The sequence below is a fragment of the Micromonospora sp. DT68 genome, assembly GCF_049847245.1.
Taxonomy (GTDB): Bacteria; Actinomycetota; Actinomycetes; order Mycobacteriales; family Micromonosporaceae; genus Micromonospora; species Micromonospora profundi.
On sequence record NZ_JBNCNZ010000001.1, the window covers coordinates 36091 to 54247 of the forward strand.

Consider the following 18157-nt stretch of genomic DNA (forward strand, 5'->3'; position numbering starts at 1 on the left):
ACGTCCGAGGGGCGCGACTGCCCCGTGCCGGGCTAGCGTGGAAAGACGATGACCACCTCACTCGCCGACCACCTGCGGTCACTGCCCGACGAGTCGCTGGCCGCGCTGCTCCAGCTCCGGCCGGACCTCGTCGTGCCCGTGCCTGCCGACGTCTCCGCCCTGGCCATCCGCGCCCAGTCCCGGGTGTCGGTGGCCCGCGCGCTGGACGGGCTCGACCAGTTCACAATGCAGATCCTCGACGCCGCCCGCCTCACCCGGCACCCGGACGAGGGCACCACCGACACCGACTCCGTGCTCGCCATGGCGACCGCCGGCCCCCACCCACCGGCGCCGACGTCCGTCCGGGCCGCCGTCGACCGGCTACGGGCGCTCTTCCTCCTGTACGGCCCGGAGCACGCCCTGCACGTGGCGGCCGCCGTCGACGAGGTCTCCCCGTACCCCGCCGGGCTCGGTCGACCGGCCGCGGACCTGGAGCCGCGCGCGGCCGCGCTCTGCGCGGACCCGGCGAAGCTGCGCCGCACGCTGCTCGCCGCGCCCCCGTCGGCCCGGGCGATCCTCGACCGGCTGGCGGCCGGCCCGCCGGTCGGCACCGTGCCACCAGGCGCGTTGCAGGCACCGCCGATCGGCGCGGAGGACGCAGTGCTCGCCGACCCGACAAACGGTGGAGCGCCGACCGGCTCGCCGGTGCGCTGGCTGGTCGACAACCGGCTGCTGGTCGTCGTCTCGGCCGGCTCGCCGACGGTTGGCGGCACGGTGGAGTTGCCCCGCGAGGTCGGTCTCCTGCTGCGTCGCGACAGCGGCCCGCTCGGACCGTTGCACACCAGTGCGCCACGGGTGACGGCCGCGCCGCGCGAGCCGAAGGCTGTCGACTCGGCCGGTGCCGGGCAGACCATGGAGGTCGTCCGGCACACCGAAGGACTGTTGGAGCAACTCGCCGCCGAACCCGCGCCGGTGTTGCGTTCAGGCGGTATTGGCGTACGGGACCTGCGGCGGCTGGCGCGTACCGCGGGGCTGGACGAGGCGACGACCGCGTTGCTGCTGGAGGTGGCGTACGCGGCAGGGCTCGCCGGTGAGCTGGAGCTGTCCGGTACGAGCACCGGCCGGTACGGGGCGGATCAGCAGGTGTTGCCGACCGGCGGGTACGAGGTGTGGCGGGCCGCCTCGCTGGCCCAGCGCTGGGAGCAGTTGGCCCGTGCCTGGCTGACGATGACCCGGCAGGTCGGCCTGGTCGGCCAGCGTGACGATCGGGACCGGCCCATCACCCCGCTCTCCGCCGAGGCCGAGCGGGCCAGCGCGCCTGCGACCCGGCGGGCGGTCCTCGCCGTGCTCGCCGACCTGGAACCCGCGACCTCGCCCACCGCCGAGGAGGTCCAGGCTCTGCTGGACTGGAGGGCGCCACGGCGCAGTCGGGGTCGGGAGGCCGCCCACCGGGAGGTGCTTGCCGAGGCCGCGCAGCTCGGTGTGACCGGCCTGGGGGCGCTCACCTCGTATGGCCGGCTGCTGTTGGGCGAGCTGACGTCGGCCGACGAGCCGGGTGGCGGCGACCCGCTGGGGCTGTACGTGGACGCGGAGAGCGGTGATCCGTCCAGCACCGCGCGGGCGCTCGACGCGCTGTTGCCCGCCCCCGTCGACCATTTCCTGGTGCAGGCCGACCTGACAGTGGTGGTGCCCGGCCCGCCGGAGCCTGAGCTCGCCGCCGAGTTGGAGGCGGCGACCGAGCCCGAGTCGGCCGGTGGGGCAAGCGTGCATCGGGTCACCACGGCGAGCATCCGGCGTGCCCTGGACGTCGGCTACACGGCTGAGGACCTGCACGAGCTGTTCCGGCGGCGCTCGCGTACGCCGGTGCCGCAGGGGCTCAGCTATCTGGTGGACGACGTGGCCCGCAAACACGGCGGGCTGCGGGTCGGGGCGGCCGGTGCGTACCTGCGCAGCGACGACGAGACGCTGCTCAACGAGGTGCTGGCCGACCGGCGGTTGGAGCCGTTGACCCTGCGGCGGCTCGCGCCGACGGTGCTGATCACCCCGTACCAGGTGGGTCGGCTGCTGGGTGCGCTGCGCGACGCCGGGTACGCCCCGGTGCAGGAAGACGGCACCGGCAGCACCATGCTGTCCCGGCCCCGGATCCGGCGTGCCCCGGCGCGGGTGCCGGTGGCCACCCGGGCGTTCGACCCGCTGGCCGCCCCGAAGCTGCCGATGCCGCGGCTGCTCGGCGTGGTGGAGCACGTCCGGCGGGGCGATGCGGCGGCGCGGGCGGCCCGGCGGGCACCAGCGGTCGTACGCGGTGGTGCGGCAGGGCTCGGCGGTGGTCCGGTGTCGGCGCACACGCACAGCGAGGCCCTCGCGGTGCTTCAGCAGGCGGTGCGTGACAAGGTGCTGGTCTGGGTCGGCTACGTGGACGCCCACGGGGCGACAGCGTCGCGGCTGGTCAAGCCGGTGTCGATCGGTGCCGGCTACCTACGCGCCGAGGACGAGCGGACCGAGATGCTGCACACGTTCGCGCTGCACCGGATCACCGCGGCGGTGGTGGCGGACTGACCCGAACGACGGCGCCACCGCGCGGCCGCGCCTGATGCGGTGCGGCCCTGCCGGCGTCCAGCCGCCAGTCACGATCGGGGCATCAGCCGCCGCAGGGTATGGGTGTGACTGCCGCTCCCTGTAGAGCTGCCCCACAAGTGGGGCACGCTGCGCCGCGCTGATCCGGCTGGCTGCGCCGCGATGCCGGGGGTGCCATGCGGCCAGACGCTTCCACGCGAGGCTCGAGGTAGTCCTGGCGGCCCGCGCGATGGTGGTCGTCGAACCGTGGGCTGTCCCAGGCAGTCCGTCCGCCTGCCTGCCCCACTTATGGGGCAGCTCTACAGGCACTCACCGAGGTATGCACAGCGGCGGCGATGCTATCCACAGGGTTATCCACAGCCAAAGGGTCGCTGTTGACGGTCGAGGCTGGGCGGAAAACCATGGATGGGTGGCTATCGGCGAGGATGCGATCGATGTGGGGGCGATCCTGCGGGATCTGCGTCGACGTGTCGATCTGAGCCAGCGGGAGTTGGCCGACCGGTCGGGCGTCCCGAAGAGCACGTTGGCCCGCATCGAGGCGGGGCGGAGCGCGGGGCCGGCGTTCCGGACGGTGGAGCGGCTCGTCCGTGCCGCCGGTGGTGAACTCGCCGTCAGGCTGCCCGGCGACGAGCCCAGGCTCGACGAGCCAGAGGAAGAGCTACGGGACGAGCCAGGGGAAGAGCCACGGGACGAGCTACGGGACGAGGCAGGTCGCCGTTATCCGGCGCACCTTGACGTGCGTCGAGTCATGACCCTCAAGGACTGGCCTGGCGCCTGGTGGGTGCACTCGTACACCCTTCCGGAGCGGTTGTGGCCGGTGCGTGTCCCGGAGTTGACCTACGACCTGGACCGTCGGCGGCGGGACGAGCGGCGGTGGCGGAACCAGACGCGCGCCCGGGTGCGGTTTCGGCGTGCGACCGAAGGGCTTCCGGCGACGTCCTGGCGCTTTCTCGCCGAGGTGCCCGGAGCCGGGGCGGTCGGTGAGTTGAGAGCCCATGAGCGCAGCGTCGACCTTCTCCTCGGCGAAGACTGGGGCGACAGGCGTGAGCTGGTGCTGGAGGGCGTGGTGGTGGCTCCCGGCCTGCGAACCCTGGGCATCGGGCGTCAGCTGATCGGGCTGCTGGCCAGAGAGATGGCAGTGGTTGGCATCCGGACGACCCACGCGATCGCCGAGGCCGCTGGGGTCCAGTTCCTGCTTGCCTGCGGCTTCGAGCTGCAGGCGGGTCGGCCGTCGGCGCTCACGCTCGAAGTCCGTTCCCCTCGGCCGTAGTCAGTGCAGCGCTGGGGCCGCTGCGGTCAACGCGGCGAGGGCCTCGTGCAGGCGCCAGGCGTTGCGGTCACGAGGGCCGACCGGGTTGGAGATGGTGCGCAGCTCGGCGAACGGCAGCCCGGCCTGCGCTGCGGCGACCGCCACGCCGTACCCCTCCATGGCCTCGGCGACGGCGGCCGGATGGCGGCGACGCAGCTCGTCGGTGCTGAGAGCGGTGCCGGTGACCGTGCTGACCGTGAGGATCGGGCCGGCCGTGGCGGCCGGCAGGGCGGTCCGCAGCGCCGCCAGCAGCCGCGGGTCGGCCGGCATCACGCTGCCGCCGCCGAGCAGAGCGGGCGGCATGCCCAGCTCGTCGACGGGGATGAAGCCGTCAGGTGATTCGGCACCGAGGTCGGCGGCGATGCTCGCGGTACCGAGAACGGTGTCGCCGACGGCGGCCTGCCCGGCGAAGCCGCCGGCCACGCCGGCACTGACCACGGCACGGTACGGGCGGCCGGCAGCCTCGGCGAGCGCCAACAGCCGGGCGGTGGCGGCACCGGCAACGGCCGGTCCCACCCCGACCGGGGTGACTGTCACCGTGGCGTCGACCAGGCCGGCGCGCACCGCGTCGGCCTCGGCTGGCACCGCCGTCACCACCAGCAGTCCGGTCACGCCAGCGTCGGTCACGCCAGCGCCGGTCACGCCAGCGTCGGTCACGCCAGCGGCGGTCACGACACCGGGCCGGGGGACTCCCGGCGGGTCTCGTCGTCGGCGCTGGTTCCCGGGCCGCCGACAGCGGAGGAGGGCCGGTAGATGTGGTAGCCCGGCGGAGCGAGCCCCGGTTCGTCGTACTGCGGCGAGCTGGCCTGGGCCGGCGCCGGCGAGGTGGGAGCGGCGTCCTGCGGCGAGGAGGCGGGCTCGTCGGCCGGCTCGTCGGTGGCCAGTTCGTCGTCACCCAGCGGTCGACCGGCCAGCTTCTCGGCGCGTAGCCGGGTGGCGACCAGGACTCCTCGGACGGCGGCCAGGATGCCCACACCGGCAGCGACCGCGATGCCCATTCGACCGTTGAACGGGACCAGTCCGAGCCCTCCACCGGCTACGAAGGCGAGCATCAGCACCGTCTCGGAGTGGGCGAACGAGCTGGCCCGCAGCCGTTCCGGGATGCGTTCCTGGATAGAGGCGTCGACGGCGAGCTTGGAAATTCCGCTGACCAGCGCGGTGACCAGGCAGAGCAGCGCCACCATCAGCAGTGAGAACTGGATGACGGCAAGTACACCCACCCCGGCCACGATGATCATGCTGCTGGACTGGATGGCGGTCGGCCGGTGGATGCGCAGACGGGTGCCGACGGCGGTGGCCAGGAACGTGCCCACCGCCAGCGCGGCGCCGACCAGCCCCAGCGCCCACTCCGCCCCCAGATCGCGGCCGAACACCCCGGTGGTCAGGTCGCCCTTCTTGATCGCGAAGGCGAGGAACAGCAGCAGGAAGCCGTACATCGCGCGCAGGGTGGCGGCGCCGATCAGGCTGGCCATCACCAGCCGGCCGGCCGGGCGGCCACGGCCCAACGGCCGTTCGCCCCGCCGCCGGCCGAACGCCCGCAGCGGCCGGGGGACCCGCTCCGGTGGCTCCGAATCCGCCTTCGGTGGCAGTCGTAGCGAGATGACCATGCCGACGAGGAAGATCACCGACGCGACACGCAGTGGCCACTGTGGGCCGAACCAGAACGCCGCCAACCCGATCGGTGCCACGAGCGCGCCCGCCACAGTGCCGTAGACGCTGGCCCGCGCGCCCACCTGGGAGAGGCCGAGCCCTTCCGGCAGCAGTCGGGGCACAGCTGCGGACCGGGCCACGCCGTACGCCCGGGACAGCGCGAGCACCCCGAAGGCGGCCGGATAGAGCCCGAAGCCGTGGATGTAGTCGGAGATCAGCCACGCCAGGAACGCCCGGCCGAGCATCGTGGCGGCCAGCGCGTACCGCCGGCCGTGCCGGAAGTGGTCAAGCAGCGGACCCACCACGGGGGCGAGCATCGCGAACGGAACCATCGTCACCAGCAGGTAGAGCGCGACCTTGCTGCGGGCCTCGCCCAAAGGCACGTTGAAGAAGATCGTCCCGGCCAGGCCGATGGCGATCAGGGTGTCGCCCGCGCAGGAGACCGCGTGCAGGTCGAACAGGCGGACCATGCCGACCTCGCCGCCTGCGCCCCTGGTCCGGGCCCGGCCGGCGTGGCGGGTCACCCAGCGTCCGCTGCCCACCGAACCACGCAGGAGCAGGCGTACGGCCCGGATGCCGGTGCCGACGGTACGCCCGAGGAGAGATCGCCCGGAGCGGGAGTGCGGCGGCATGTGCACCATCCTCGCCCATCCGCCCCACCTACGCCGCACCACTGCGGGGAAACGTTCCCTGGGAGTCCCTGTCACCCGTGCGGGGCGCATGGGGAACAATGGGGAGGTGACCAGGCCCGTCTCCACCCGTGCCGCCCGCCTCGACCAGGTCTGCGCCGCCGCCGTCGAGGTGGCCCGCGCCGGCATCACCGAGGTGGACGCCGACGACGTCGGCGATCACCTGCAGGTTGTGGCCGAAGGTGACCGGCTGGTCACCCACTACTTCGACTGCCGTCTCGCGGGCTACCGGGGCTGGCGGTGGGCGGTCACTGTGACCCGGGTGCCGCGCAGCCGGACGGTGACGATCTGCGAGACGGTGCTGCTGCCCGGCCCGGACGCGCTGCTCGCGCCCGGCTGGCTGCCCTGGCAGGAGCGACTCAAGCCGGGCGACCTCGGCCCGGGCGACCTGCTGCCGACGTCTCCGGAGGACGAGCGGCTGGCTCCCGGCTATCTGCTCTCCGACGATCCTGCGGTCGAGGAGACCGCCTGGGAGTTGGGCCTCGGCCGGGCGCGGGTGCTCTCCCGGGAGGGCCGTGCCGACGCGGCGCAGCGCTGGTACGACGGCGATCACGGCCCCACGGCGGCCATCTCCACCGCCGCCCCGGCCGCTGCCCGGTGTGGCACCTGCGGTTTCTATCTGCCGTTGGCGGGTGCGATGCGCCAGGCGTTCGGCGCGTGCGGCAACTTCTACGCGCCTGACGACGGTCGTGTGGTGAGCGCCGACCATGGTTGCGGCGCCCACTCCGAGACGCTTATCGAGGCCGCCGAGACCGCTGTCGAGGATCTTCCGACGGTGTACGACGACAGCGCGGTGGAGGCCATGTCGGTCAGCCGTGCCCCCGGTTCGGTGGAGTCGACCGAGCCTGCGGAGCCGTACGGGCATTCCTGACCGTGCGCGGTGGCCGGGCGGCCAGGACCGTGCGCGGCGGTGGCCGGGCCGGCCGCCGCTGACGTCAGCTTGCTCGGCGGCGCCGCCGCTTGGCGTCGTGACGCATCATCACGGCGAGACCGGGGAAGCCCCACAGGAATCCGGCGAGGCAGGTCCAGAGCCAGTTCTGGTGGCCGTTTTCGGTCAGCCAGCCCCGGAAGAAGATCAGTAGCACCAGCCCGGCGACCGCCCAGGCGATCAGCCCGGCGACGGCGAACGGCACCATCGGTGGGTCCAGCGGCGCGGGCCGCGGTTGCTGGTCGTTCGGCACGCGGCAAGCGTACGGGATCTACTTCCCCTGCCCACCAGCGATCTGGGACGATGCCGGCGTCAACCGGAAAGATCACCTGCGAGGACCTGATGGCAGTTCTGCCGCCCGAGAACGGCACACCACCCGACCCCGCTCATCCACGTAACGGCTTTGACCGCTTCTTCGAGATTTCCGCCCGTGGCTCAACGTTGAGCCGTGAGGTACGTGGTGGCCTGGCGACCTTCTTCACGATGGCGTACATCGTGGTGCTCAATCCCCTGATCCTGGGCGGTGCCGTCGACGGCGACGGAAAGTCCCTTCCGATTCCGGCTCTTGCGGCGGCGACCGCGTTGGTCGCCGGTCTGATGACCATCCTGATGGGTGTTGTCGGCCGTTTCCCGCTCGCGCTCGCCGCGGGCCTGGGTGTGAATGCCCTGGTGGCGTACGAGATCGCGCCGGAGATGACCTGGGCCGACGCGATGGGCCTCGTGGTGATCGAGGGTGTGCTCATCGCGATTCTGGTGCTGACCGGCCTGCGTACTGCCGTGTTCCGTGCGGTGCCGACGCAGATGAAGACCGCGATCGGCGTCGGTATCGGCCTCTTCCTGACCATCATCGGTCTGGTGGACGCCGGTTTCGTCCGGCGGATCCCGGACGACGCCAACACGACCGTCCCGGTCGGGCTGGGTATCGGCGGCAAGCTGGTGAGCTGGCCGATGCTGGTCTTCGTGGTGGGACTGCTGATCACCCTGGTCCTCGTGGTGCGGCGGGTGAAGGGCGCGATCCTGATCGGCATCCTGGCGTCCACGGTGCTCGCGGTGATCGTGGAGGCGGTCGGCAACATCGGTCCGTCGTTCGTCAACGGGCAGCCCAACCCGAAGGGCTGGTCGCTGAACGTGCCGGAGTTGCCGAAGACTGTGGTGGACCTGCCGGACCTGTCGCTGCTCGGCAAGTTCAACGTGCTCGACTCGTGGAGTCGGGCTGGCTGGCTGGTCGTGTTGATGTTCGTCTTCACCCTGCTGATCACGGACTTCTTCGACACCATGGGCACGATGGTGGCGGTCGGCCAGGAGGGTGGCCTGCTCGACGAGAAGGGCACTCCGCCGAGGGCGAAGGAGATCCTGCTCGTCGACTCGATCGCGGCGGCGGCGGGTGGTGCTGCCAGCACTTCCAGCAACACGTCGTACATCGAGAGTGCCGCAGGTGTCGCGGAGGGTGCCCGGACCGGCGCGGCCAACCTGGTCACCGGCGCCCTGTTCCTGATGGCGATGTTCCTGGCGCCGCTTGTGGTGGTCGTGCCGTTCGAGGCGGCGTCGACGGCCCTGGTGGTGGTCGGTTTCCTCATGATGACTGCGGTGCGGACGATCGACTGGTCCGACTACGAGATCGCCATTCCGGCGTTCCTCACCATCGTGCTGATGCCGTTCACCTACTCGATCTCCAACGGGATCGGTGCTGGTCTGATCACCTTCGTGGTGGTCAAGCTGGCCAAGGGCAAGGCCCGGGAGATCCACCCGTTGCTGTACGGGGTGGCCGCGCTGTTCGTGCTGTACTTCCTGCGTGGGCCGGTGGAGTCCCTGGTGCTCTGACGTCTGTTCCGGGCGGGGAGCGGATCGGACTTCCCGCCCGGAACGACGCAAATGTTCTCGTGAGCCGAGTCATATTGGATGTCATTAGCCAGGCTTATTAGTTAGGCTAACAATCGTGATGGAGCGGACGGTGACGGCGGAACGCGTGCCACCGGCGCAACTGGCTCCCCAGTTGCGTGATGCGATCACCCGACTCAACCGACGGGTCCGCCAGGCCCGACCGGTTGGCGACCTGACGGTCACCCAGCTCTCGGCGCTCACCAGCATCCGGCTGGCGGGCACGATGACACCCCGGGAACTGGCCGACGTCGAACGGGTGCAGCCACCGACGATGACCAAGATCGTTGCGAAGTTGGAGGAACGCGGCCTCGTGCGGCGGACCCCCCACCCGACCGACGGCCGGCAGGTCATCCTCGCGGCGACCGAAGGAGGGCAGGCCGTGCTCGACCAGTTCGAGCGGGCCCGCGATGAGTGGCTGGCCCACCGGCTGGCCGCGCTCGACGAGGACCAACGGGAGACCCTGCTCAGGGCCGCCGGGATTCTCCAGCAGCTCGCTCGCGCCTGAGCCCGCGCCACTGGGCCGTGCCGTCACGTGTCGATGACGCGTACGTCCAAGGAGGCGCACCAAGAGTGCAGGCCAAGCTGAGCACGATGTTCCAGTCCCTACAGGTCCGTAACTACCGGCTCTTCGCGTCCGGGCAGCTGATCAAACTGATCGGCGTCTGGATGATGTTCATCGCCCAGGACTGGCTGGTCCTCGAGCTCTCCGACAACTCGGCCACCGCTCTCGGTGTGGTGACCGCCCTTCAGTTCACCCCCGTGCTGCTGCTCACGCTGCTCTCCGGCCGGCTCGCCGACCGGTACGACAAGCGGGTGCTGCTCTTCGTCGCCAACGCCTTCTGGACGGTGCTGGCGCTCGGTATGGCAGTGCTGGTCCTCACCGACCTGGTGCAGCTCTGGCACGTCTTCGCGTTCGCCGCGCTGCTCGGCACCGCCAACGCCGTCGAGACCCCGGTCCGCCAGGCCTTCGTCTCCGAGCTGGTCGGCACGCCGCTGCTGCCCAATGCGCTGTCGCTGAACGCCGCAGTGTTCAACTCCGCCCGGATCGTCGGCCCGGCCGTAGCCGGCCTTGCCATCGCCGCCTTCGACGTGGGCCCGGTGTTCCTCGTCACCGCCCTCAGCTCGATCGCCCCGCTTGTCACCGTGGTCCAGATGCGGACCTCCGAGCTGCACCGCGCCGCCCTGCTGCCGCGCGACGAACGGGACTCCGCCCGGGTGATCGACGGGCTGCGGTACGTGTGGCGCAGGCCGGACCTGCTGCTGCCGATGGCGGTCATGTCGGTGATCGGCATGTCCCTGTTCAACTTCCAGCTCACCCTCGCAGCGCTGGCCAAGACGGTCTTCCACACCGGTGCCGCCTCCTTCGGCCTGTTCAGCACGGCACTGGCCGTCGGCGCGCTCGGCGGTGCTCTCAGCGGCACCGGCCGGCGCAGCCGACCGTCGGTGTGGCTGGTGCTCGGTGCCGCTGTCGCCTGCGCCAGCTTCGGCACCCTGGTCGGCTTCGCGGGGGCGTACTGGCTGGTCGTGGCGCTGCTGGTGCCCACCGGCTTCTTCATGGTCTTCTTCGCCCAGGCCGCCAACCAGCGCGTCCAGCTCGGCGTGGACGCCGCCTTCCGGGGACGGGTGATGGCCCTGTGGGTGCTGGTGTTCCTGGGCACCAACCCGGTCGGCGCGCCGCTGATCGGCTGGGTCGCCGAGCACTTCGGCGCCGGCGCGAGCATCTGGATGGGCGGGCTGATCTCGCTGGCCACAGCGCTCATCGCGCTGGCCTGGCAGCTGCGCCGCTCCCATGCCCGGCTGCGCTTCCGGGTGCTGCCCATGCCCCGCTTCTACGTCGTCTCCGCCAACAGCTGAGCGCGTCAGGAACGGCCCCCTCCTCTCGAAACCCGCGAGGAGGGGGCCGTTCCCTGTTACGGGTGCCGGAGCGGGTCCCGATCGGCGGATGGCGCGGATGCTGCCAAATCGCTGGCGAGGCGGCACGACGGGGCTTAGCGTCGATATGTGGAAGTCGGACGCGCGCTGACGCTCGCCCTGGCGCTCATCGCCGTGGCCAGCCTGCCGGCGGCGTTCGCCCTGCTCTTCTGCGCCGACGAAATCATCGACCGGGTGGTCTGTGGCTGGTCGGAATGGCGTGAACGCCGTCGGGAACGGCGCACCATCGCCCGCCTCGACCGCGCCGTCGAGGCCGACTCGCTGACCCGCGACATCGACCTCAGCGAGTTCGACAGCACCGACAGGCGTCCTCTGGAGCAACTCGCCGCCGACCTGCGTCGCCTCGGTGGCCAGCGGCTCGGCAGCAGCGGCCGGTCCATGGTCTGGTACGCGGGGGTGCTCCAGGCGTACGACGACCGGCTCCGACTGGCCTGCCGCGCCCTCGGCATCCCTGAACACCTCGCCGAACTGACAGGCGTCGACCAGGAAATCGAACGCGTACGGGTCGAAGGAGTGCTGCACGCTGCGGGCCTGGCCCTCCCTGCGGCCCGCGCCGGGCACCGTCAACGGCACCGCTGAGCGGTCCGTCGTTGCGGCTCTTCGTCGCGGTCTACCCGCCGATCGAGGCGGTCACCCACCTCGGCACGCGGGTCGCCGGGCTGCGTGTCGGTGCGGCGGCTGCCGCAGGCATCCCGGTCCGGCTCGCCGACCCGGCCAACCTCCACCTCACAGCTGCCTTTCTCGGCGAGGTCGAGGCAGCCCGGCTGGTCGAGGTCTTCAGCGCTCTGGGGCTGGCCGCCGAACGGTTCCGCGACGGTCGGGACACCCAGCCCAGGCTGCGGCTCGGCGGCGGTGGCCTGTTCGGCGATGGCCGGCGCACAGTGCTCTGGACGGACGTGCGGGGTGACGTCGAGGCGTTGCGGACACTGGCCCGACTGACCCGGGACCGGTTGCGGCACGCCCGCCTGCCCTATGACGAGAAGCCCTTCCGGCCGCACCTGACCATCGCCCGGCCCGGTGACCGGATGACACCGGCCGACATCGAGGCCGACCGGGTCACCCTCGACGACTACGAGGGGCCGGAATGGTCGGTCACCGAACTGCTACTCGTCCGCAGCCACCCTGGCCCGCGCTACGAGCGACTCGCCGCCTGGCCCCTGTGAAACTGAGGCCGGCTGCGTCGAGCCGGTGGGTGAGGTCGCGCGGCCCCGCGTCGACAGGAGGCGGATCGCCACCCGTCGACGCGGAGCGTCAGGAAGACTCGCGTGCGGCCGGACCGCTGCCGAAGAGAACGTCGTCCCAGCTCGGCAGCCGCTTGCGCGGCTTGCCGGCAGCGTCGGTGGACTCGCCACCGGCCGCAGCCGCGGCACCCGTCCGCCGAGGCCGCAGCACCGCAAGCGACGGCACGGCCGGGACCTCCTTCGGCGCATCCGCGTCATCGTCGAAGGCCGACCCCTGACCGCCGCCGAGAAGCGCGGCGGCGCCGCCGCCGACCGGTCGCTGCCGGGGCGCGTCCGACCCGGCCAGAGCAGCCGGAGTACGCGGTTCCAAGCCACGACCCGACGAGGCGCCGAGCGGACGGTCCAGTGAGGCGAGCAGGGCGTCCCGGCCGGCCCGGATCGGGTCCCGACCCGGGCGCGGGTGCTCGGACGCGGCCGGCAACCCGTGCCCACCACGGCTCGGCTCACCACGGGATGGACCGGGCAGGGCGTGCCCACCCCGCTCCGGTGCCGGCTCCTGACCGAGGATCGGCGTGGGCCGCTCGGCGCACAGGTACTGCGCCATGTCGTCGTGCGGCGTGACCGCCTGCCGGGTCTTGTCGAGATCCCAGATGGCCTGGGCGGTGGCCTTGCCGGACGGCCAGGTGGCGATGATCCGCCAGGTGCCGTCGTCGCGCCGGTAGGCGTCCCAGGAGATCTTCTCGGTGTCGATGCCGTGCTGGCTCAGCCGGCCGTTCACCACCTCGGCGAGCGGGGTCGGCTTCTCGGCGCCCTTGAGCCGGGTGCGGCGGGCGTGCTGGGCGAGCATCGCCCGCTCCTGGAGCACCGGCCCGGCGTAGCGCAGCACGCGGTCGACAGGCACACCGGCGATCCGGGCGACGTCCTCGGCGGACTCACCGGAGCGGATGCGGGCCTGGATGTCCCGAGGGGACAGCGAGGGAACCGGGTCGACGGTCGTCGGCGCCGCCGGAAGCGGCGGTGCGCCGGGCTCGGCGTGCAGCGCGCCGGCGATCCGCTCGTCGATCGGCAGGGCGAGCAGCCGCCCGACCTCGTCGGCGAGAACCAGGGCATGGCCGTCCTCGGAGAGGGCGACGAAGCGTACTGGGCGCATTGCGTTGCCTCCGTCCCGCTTCGCTGGCCGCACGCCACGAGTCGGCCACCCAGGCGTCTCTGACCACCGTACGCGCATCTGTCTCGGGGTGGGGGAAGCGACACCCCGCATGTCGCGACTGAGCTGCGGCGATGATCACGGTCGGTGTCGGTCGGAGCCCCGACCAACACCGACCGTGACGATCGTCAGAGGCGCTCGACCACGTAGTCGATGGAGGCGGTGAGCGCCTCGACATCGGCCGGCTCGACGGCCGGGAACAGCGCCACCCGCAGCTGGTTGCGGCCGAGCTTGCGGTATGGCTCGGTATCGACGATGCCGTTGGCGCGCAGCGCCTTGGCGATCGCGGTGGCGTCCACACCGTCGGCGAAGTCGATCGTCGCGACCACGTTGGACCGCAGCGCAGGGTCGGTCACGAACGGAGTGGCCACTGTGGACCGCTCCGCCCAGCCGTACACCGTCGCGGCGCTCTCGGCGGTGCGCTTCGCCGCCCAGGCCAGGCCACCCTGCGCGTTCATCCAGTCGGTCTGCTCGGCGGCCAGGAAGATGGTCGCCAGCGCCGGCGTGTTGTACGTCTGCTCCAGCCGCGAGTTGTCGATCGCGGTGGTCAGGTCCAGGAAGGCCGGGATGTAGCGCCCGGACGCCTTGATCTCGGCGGCCCGCTCCAGCGCGGCAGGCGACATCAGCGCCAGCCAGAGGCCACCGTCGGAGCCGAAGCACTTCTGCGGCGCGAAGTAGTAGACGTCGGTCTCGCCGACGTTGACCTCCAGGCCACCGGCGCCGGAGGTGGCGTCGACAAGCAGCAACGAGCCCTCGTCCGCGCCCGCGACCCGACTGATCGGTACTGCCACACCGGTCGAGGTCTCGTTGTGCGGCGTCGCGTAGACGTCCACGCCGGCCTCGGCGACAAGGGTGGGCGCGCTGCCCGCGTCGGCCTTGCGGACGGTCGGCTCGCCCAGGAACGGGGCGTCCTTTACCGACTTCGCGAACTTGGCGCCGAACTCGCCGAAGCTGGCGAACTGCGCCCGGTCCCGGACGAGGCCGAACGTGGCGACCTCCCAGAACGCGGTGGTGCCGCCGTTGCCGATCACGACCTCGTAGCCCTCGGGCAGCGAGAAGAACTCGGCGATGCCGGAGCGCAGCCGGGCCACCTGGTCGCGGACCGTCTTCTGCCGGTGCGAGGTGCCCAGGAAGCTGGTGGCCACGTCGGCGAGAGCGGACACGGCCGCCGGCCGGACCTTGGACGGGCCGCAGCCGAACCGGCCGTCAGCGGGCTTGATCTCGTCGGGAATCCGGATGATCGAGGCGTCAGCCACGGTATGAAGGTCCTTCCGCAAGGGCTAGGGCGGGCCCGGCGACACTGCCGGCCCCCATCCTCGCACCAGGATCCGGCGGTAGAGGCCAAGCCCTCACGTGCAGGTCATGAGTCCTTCACCACATTCCCCCTCCCACCTCCACGAAGGAGGGGCCCCTTTTTAACAGCAGGCGTTAAGAAGGGGCCCCTCCTCTACGCCAGGCGTTAAGAAGGGGCCCTTCCTTACACCTCAGACGCCGTGGGGGATGGCGGCCCAGCCTTCGACGTCGGACGGCTTGCGGGTCTCCGGACCGACGTAGCGGGCGGACGGGCGGACCAGCCGCTGAAGGCGCTTCTGCTCCAGGATGTGCGCGCTCCAGCCGCCCATCCGGGCGCAGGTGAACATCGACGTGAACATGTGCGCCGGCACCTCGGCGAAGTCCAGCACGACAGCCGACCAGAACTCGACGTTTGTGGCGAGCACCCGGTCCGGGCGGCGGGACTGCAACTCGGCGAGAGCCGCCTTCTCCAGCGCCTCGGCGATCTCGAAGCGCGGCGCGCCCAGCTCCTTGGCGGTGCGGCGGAGCACGCGGGCGCGCGGGTCCTCGGCACGGTAGACCCGGTGGCCGAAGCCCATCAGCCGCTCGCCGCGGTCGAGGACACCCTTGACGTACCCCTCGGCGTCGCCGCTGCGCTCCACGGCCTCCAGCATGCTGAGCACCCGGGACGGTGCGCCGCCGTGCAGCGGGCCGGATAGGGCGCCGATGCCGGAGGAGATGCACGCCGCCGCGTCCGCCCCGGTGGAGGCGACGATGCGGGCGGTGAAGGTGGAGGCGTTCAGGCCGTGCTCGGCGGCCGAGATGAAGTACGCGTCGACGGCCTTGACGTGACGGGGGTCGGGCTCGCCACGCCAGCGCTTCATGAACCGCTCGACGATGGTCTGCGCCTTGTCGATCTCCTTCTGCGGCACGGCCGGCAGGCCGAGACCCCGGGCGGACTGCGCGACGAAGGAGAGCGCTGTCACCGAGACCCGGGCGAGGTCCTCACGGGCCTGCTCGTCGGAGATGTCGAGCAGTTGGTTGAGCCCCCAGTACGGGGCCAGCATGGCGACAGCCGACTGCACGTCGACCCGGATGTCACCGGAGTGCACAGGCACCGGGAACGGCTCCGCCGGCGGCAGGCCCGGCCCGAACCGGCCGTCGACAAGCAGCGCCCACACATTGCCGAACGAGACCTGGCCGATCAGATCTTCGATGTCGACCCCGCGATAGCGCAGCGCGCCACCCTCGCGGTCTGGTTCGGCGATCTCGGTCTCGAAGGCTACGACGCCTTCCAGCCCGGGTTTGAAATCGGCCATGTCGCTCTCCTGGATCTGCTCGGTGCGCCCGATCAGCTCATCCGGCCCGGTCGGCCGGGCGCCTTAGGCGACCCTCAGGGATGTGTTCGGAACATCTTGCCTGCTGTGTAACCGGATACGCGACCCACGGCGACTGTGCCGCACACGACATCCCCGGGCGCGCATTTCCCGCGCCGCTCGGTGAGACTGGGCGGTGCGGGCTGGTCAGCGCGGGGGTGCGCCGACGGGCCCGCCGAGAAGGAGTAGGACGTGACGGGCAACACACCTGGTCCGGCCGCGATGCGTAACGAGTACGGCGCGGAGCTGGGCCTGACCGAGGCCGACCTGGCCGGTGACTGGCACACCCAGTTCGACAGCTGGTTCGCCGACGCGGTTGCCTTCGGGCTACCCGAGCCGAACGCGATGGTGGTGGGCACCGCCGACGCCGCGGGCCGGCCGAGCGGCCGGACCGTGCTGCTGAAGGGGTACGACTCCGACGGCTTCGTCTTCTTCACCAACCACCTGTCCCGCAAGGGAGTCGAGGCGGCCGCCAACCCGTACGCCAGTCTGGTCTTTCCGTGGTTCGCCATGCAGCGGCAGGTGGTAGTGGCGGGTCCCATCGCGCCGGTCGAGGCGTCGGTGACCGAGGCGTACTTCGCGAGCCGGCCGCGCGGCTCACAGTTGGGCGCCTGGGCCAGCCCGCAGTCGCAGGTGGTGCCGGATCGGGCCGCGCTCGAGGAGCGCTACCGGGAGGTGGACGAGCGGTTCGCCGACGAGGCCGTCATCCCGCCCCCGCCGAACTGGGGTGGCCTGCGGGTCCGGCCCGATTCGGTGGAGTTCTGGCAGGGCAGGGCCGGTCGGCTGCACGACAGGTTGCGCTTCCGCCGCATCGACGACGGGCCACCCGGTGGCGTCCCGAGCGGCGACGGGAGCTGGATCGTCGAGCGGCTGGCACCGTGACGGGCGTGCAGGAGGCCCGGCGGCGGGGAGGACGCCGCTGGGCGATCGACGTACGTCCGCTGCGCGTGCCCGCGTACCGGCGGCTCTGGCTCGGCAACACCGTGGCGATGTTCGGCTTCCAGTTCACTGCCGTCGCGGTGCCTGTGGAGATGTACGCCCTGACGAAGGACTCCTTCTGGGTCGGCCTGCTGGGCGTGGCGGCCTTCGTGCCCCTGTTGATCTTCGGGCTCTGGGGCGGCGCCATCGCCGACGCCCGCGACCGCCGGGTGGTGCTGCTCGGCGGGTCGGTGCTGCTCTGGGCGTCCACCCTTGGTCTGCTAGTGCAGGCGCTGTTGGACGTGGGCAGCCCGGTGCTGCTGCTGGCGCTGATGGCGGTGCAGTCGGTGGCGTTCGCGATCAGTTCGCCGGCCCGCAGCGCCATGCTTCCCCGACTGGTGCCGGACAATCTCGTGCCGGCTGCCAGCACCCTGAACTACACGACGTTCACCGCCGCCTCGGTGGCCGGACCACTCGCCGCCGGCCTGATCCTCGCCGCCTCCACCGACACCAGGCTCGTCCTGTCGGTCGCGTACGGCGTGGACGCGGTGCTGTTCACAGCGATGCTCTGGGCCGCGCTGCGCCTGCCGTCGCTGCCGCCCGAGCCGAGCGCCGACGGCGAGCCCCGCCGCGCCGGCCTGGCAAGCGTCGTCGACGGGTTCCGCTATCTCGCCACCACTCCGGTGCTTCTGCTCTCCTTCGGGGTGGACCTGATCGCGATGATCCTGGCCATGCCCCGGGCCCTGTTCCCGGAGATCGCCCACGAACGCTTCGGAGGCGGTGGCGCGGTCGGCCTGCTCTACGCCGCCATCGCGATCGGCTCGATGATCGGAGGGCTGACCTCCGGTTGGATCGGCAGACTCCGCAGGCAGGGGCTCGGCCTGGTGGTCGCGGTGGTCGCCTGGGGCCTGGCGATCGCAGCCGCCGGATTGGCCCACCACCTCTGGCTGATGGTGGTGCTGCTCGCCGTCGCCGGTGCTGCCGACCTGGTCAGCGCGGTCCTGCGGCAGTCCATGCTGCTGATCTATGCGCCGGACCGGATGCGTGGCCGGCTCCAGGGCGTCAACACGGTGGTGGTGGCTGGCGGGCCGCGACTTGGTGACCTGCGGGCCGGCACCATGGCCGCAGGCTTCGGTGGCGGGGTGGCCTGGGTGGCCGGCGGTCTCGCCTCGGCGGCGCTCGTGGTGGTGCTTGCGGTCGCCTTCCCGGCCCTGGTGCGCTACCGCGCGGCGACGGCGTCGAGCGGCGATCGGGCGTGACC

16 protein-coding genes are annotated in these 18157 nt (G+C 71.8%); 10 read left to right on the forward strand and 6 right to left on the reverse strand.

Features of this window, described 5'->3' with window-relative positions:
- The first annotated feature begins 48 nt into the window (after nt 1-48).
- On the forward strand, nt 49-2535 hold the full coding sequence (locus ACPXB1_RS00200; RefSeq protein WP_355628257.1) for a helicase-associated domain-containing protein: 2487 nt from the start codon (nt 49-51) through the stop codon (nt 2533-2535).
- A gap of 427 nt (nt 2536-2962) precedes the next feature.
- Nucleotides 2963-3823, forward strand: a complete 861-nt coding sequence (locus ACPXB1_RS00205; RefSeq protein WP_355588237.1) for a helix-turn-helix domain-containing protein — start codon at nt 2963-2965, stop codon at nt 3821-3823.
- On the opposite strand, the gene ACPXB1_RS00210 is transcribed toward ACPXB1_RS00205, so the two are convergent.
- The gene (locus ACPXB1_RS00210; RefSeq protein WP_355588518.1) at nt 3824-4474 is read right to left on the reverse strand and encodes a futalosine hydrolase; all 651 of its coding nucleotides are present in this window, start codon (nt 4472-4474) and stop codon (nt 3824-3826) included. It abuts the gene before it with no gap.
- 56 nt (nt 4475-4530) lie between these two features.
- Nucleotides 4531-6144 (reverse strand): MFS transporter, encoded by a 1614-nt coding sequence (locus ACPXB1_RS00215; RefSeq protein ID WP_355588238.1) that lies wholly within the window; start codon nt 6142-6144, stop codon nt 4531-4533.
- Between the two features lie 88 nt (nt 6145-6232).
- On the opposite strand from ACPXB1_RS00215, the gene ACPXB1_RS00220 reads away from it, so the two are divergent.
- Entirely contained in the window at nt 6233-7072 is an 840-nt protein-coding gene (locus tag ACPXB1_RS00220) for a DUF3027 domain-containing protein (RefSeq protein ID WP_355588240.1), read from the forward strand.
- Between the two features lie 64 nt (nt 7073-7136).
- Here the strand turns inward: ACPXB1_RS00220 and ACPXB1_RS00225 are convergent, their stop codons facing one another.
- Nucleotides 7137-7337 carry a DUF2530 domain-containing protein gene (locus tag ACPXB1_RS00225; RefSeq protein ID WP_425734762.1) on the reverse strand — a complete coding sequence of 67 codons (201 nt, stop codon included), beginning with the start codon at nt 7335-7337 and terminating at the stop codon, nt 7137-7139.
- A 134-nt stretch (nt 7338-7471) separates the two neighbouring features.
- Between ACPXB1_RS00225 and ACPXB1_RS00230 the strand changes: the two genes are divergently transcribed.
- From ACPXB1_RS00230 to thpR, 5 genes are all read left to right on the forward strand, one after another.
- Entirely contained in the window at nt 7472-8950 is a 1479-nt protein-coding gene (locus ACPXB1_RS00230; protein ID WP_355588520.1) for an NCS2 family permease, read from the forward strand.
- 115 nt (nt 8951-9065) lie between these two features.
- Nucleotides 9066-9515, forward strand: a complete 450-nt coding sequence (locus ACPXB1_RS00235) for a MarR family winged helix-turn-helix transcriptional regulator (protein ID WP_306272943.1) — start codon at nt 9066-9068, stop codon at nt 9513-9515.
- A 65-nt stretch (nt 9516-9580) separates the two neighbouring features.
- A complete protein-coding gene (locus ACPXB1_RS00240; RefSeq protein WP_355588244.1) occupies nt 9581-10864 on the forward strand; it encodes an MFS transporter in 1284 nt (427 codons plus the stop codon).
- Nucleotides 10865-11011: 147 nt separating this feature from the next.
- A complete protein-coding gene (locus ACPXB1_RS00245) occupies nt 11012-11521 on the forward strand; it encodes a hypothetical protein (protein WP_425734651.1) in 510 nt (169 codons plus the stop codon).
- Between the two features lie 11 nt (nt 11522-11532).
- Entirely contained in the window at nt 11533-12105 is a 573-nt protein-coding gene (gene thpR / locus ACPXB1_RS00250) for an RNA 2',3'-cyclic phosphodiesterase (protein ID WP_425734652.1), read from the forward strand.
- Between the two features lie 88 nt (nt 12106-12193).
- On the opposite strand, the gene sepH is transcribed toward thpR, so the two are convergent.
- The 3 genes from sepH to ACPXB1_RS00265 form a co-directional block, all read right to left on the reverse strand.
- Entirely contained in the window at nt 12194-13273 is a 1080-nt protein-coding gene (gene sepH / locus ACPXB1_RS00255; RefSeq protein ID WP_355588250.1) for a septation protein SepH, read from the reverse strand.
- A gap of 185 nt (nt 13274-13458) precedes the next feature.
- Complete coding sequence (gene serC, locus ACPXB1_RS00260) at nt 13459-14586, reverse strand: phosphoserine transaminase (RefSeq protein ID WP_425734653.1); 1128 nt, start codon at nt 14584-14586, stop codon at nt 13459-13461.
- A gap of 228 nt (nt 14587-14814) precedes the next feature.
- Nucleotides 14815-15921 carry a citrate synthase 2 gene (locus ACPXB1_RS00265; RefSeq protein WP_355588252.1) on the reverse strand — a complete coding sequence of 369 codons (1107 nt, stop codon included), beginning with the start codon at nt 15919-15921 and terminating at the stop codon, nt 14815-14817.
- 279 nt (nt 15922-16200) lie between these two features.
- Between ACPXB1_RS00265 and pdxH the strand changes: the two genes are divergently transcribed.
- Nucleotides 16201-16860 carry a pyridoxamine 5'-phosphate oxidase gene (pdxH, locus tag ACPXB1_RS00270; protein ID WP_425734763.1) on the forward strand — a complete coding sequence of 220 codons (660 nt, stop codon included), beginning with the start codon at nt 16201-16203 and terminating at the stop codon, nt 16858-16860.
- Nucleotides 16857-18155 carry an MFS transporter gene (locus tag ACPXB1_RS00275; RefSeq protein ID WP_355588254.1) on the forward strand — a complete coding sequence of 433 codons (1299 nt, stop codon included), beginning with the start codon at nt 16857-16859 and terminating at the stop codon, nt 18153-18155. The genes pdxH and ACPXB1_RS00275 overlap by 4 nt, the downstream gene beginning before the upstream one ends.
- The last annotated feature ends 2 nt before the right edge of the window (nt 18156-18157 follow it).